The sequence below is a fragment of the Salinispora cortesiana genome (assembly GCF_000484695.1).
GTDB lineage: Bacteria > Actinomycetota > Actinomycetes > Mycobacteriales > Micromonosporaceae > Micromonospora > Micromonospora cortesiana.
The window spans coordinates 1-1,486 of sequence record NZ_AXVR01000172.1 but is presented as its reverse complement, the minus strand read 5'-3'; the positions used below and the strand labels follow the sequence as shown (position 1 = coordinate 1,486).

Sequence of the window (1,486 nt, the reverse complement as noted above, 5' to 3'; positions counted from 1 at the left end):
CACCGGTCGCGGCGCCCGCACCGGTCGCGGCACCCGCACCGCTGGCGCCTGCACCACCCGCACCCGCACCTGCGCCTGCACCGCCGGCGCCCGTGCCGCCTGTGCTCGTGCCTGCCGTCGCGCTGCCTGCATTCGTGCCGGTGTTGGTGCTGGTCGAGTTGGGGCCGCCGGTGGACGGCGAGCTGCTGCGCGACGTCGCCGGATCGGGGGCGGCGCCCTGGTCGCTCTGGCCGGTGGTCGGGCCGTCGCCGCCGCCCACGGACGCCTCCTGTCGGGTGGCGGAATCGTTGTTGGCGTACGCGCGGCGCATCGCGACCTGTTGCGTGACCGACGAGGCCGTATTAACCGCTGCCGTGCTCATGACGCCGCCGCTGCCGGTACTGCTGGCCGAGTCCGAGCCATCGGGCAGCAGCGGGGCGTACTTGAGCAGCCCGAACGGCGCCATTCCGGCCACCAGCAACGCCAGTGCCGCCATCAGTGCCGTGGTGACGCTGTTGAGGCCGGGGTCGGTGATCGCGGTCGCCGAGGTGGCGAAGTTCGCCAGCCCGAACGCGGCTCCCAGCAGCAGGAACACCAGGGGCTTGACGAACACGATGCCCACCCAGGTCAGCGGGACCTTGATGGCCTTCCTGCGCCACTTGGGGTTGACCCACATCCCGAACGCGATTGCGCACGCCAGCCCGGTGAAGTACAGCGTGAGGGTCTGAAGGAGTAGACCTCCCAGCAGTGTCAGTGCGCCGCCGAACAGCATCAGGTAAATGACGATCCCGATGATGACGCCGCCGGGGATCTTCGAGGTCAACGCGGCGAAGATGTTCAGTTTTGCCAGGAAGGCGCCCATGTCAGGGGCGATGAAGTGCACGATGCCGTCGGTCAGCTTGTTGGCGAAGGTGGACATGACCGCGCCCAGCGCCGGACCGAACACCATCAGCAGGATGCCGGTCGGCAGGTGCTTGAAAACGGTGTCGTGCATGTCATCGCCGGACAGATGGTTACGCGCCGTCTGCACTGCGGTGATGAGCATCATGACCGCCATCACCATCAGGCCGAGCGCCGCCGCCGCCGCGTAGTGGCGTAGCCACCAGCTCGCGCCCGCGTCAAACGCGGTGGTCTTGCTCAGCTCCCGCAGCACCTTGTCCACCAGCTCAGTGGCGCTGGCCTTGAGGGTGTTCACGAAGTTGTCCAGCGCGCTGGTCGGGTCGGCGACGAACTTCACGACGTCGATGACCGCGCCGGCGAGCCTCAGCGCGTCCTCGAACAACCCGATCGCGCGGTCCACGAGGGGCTGCCCGATCGCCTTACAGACCTCAAGGAGTCCGATCGACCCCGCGGGCCCGGCCGGCGCGGTGATGGCGGTGCACAGCAGCGTCGTGGTGACGTTACGGCCGTGGTCAACCAGCACGGCGGCGACCGTCTTGGCGCAGTCCTCCTTGACTTTGTCGATCAGCAGGACCGTGCCCAAGATGCCGTCCTTGCAGAGACCCTC

At 68.3% G+C, this 1,486-nt stretch carries 1 protein-coding gene; it reads right to left on the bottom strand.

The window, feature by feature from the left end; translation table 11 throughout:
- A partial coding sequence (locus K228_RS0124925; protein WP_155251642.1) for a hypothetical protein occupies window positions 1-1,462 on the bottom strand: 1,462 nt, incomplete at its 3' end.
- Between the last annotated feature and the right edge of the window lie 24 nt (window positions 1,463-1,486).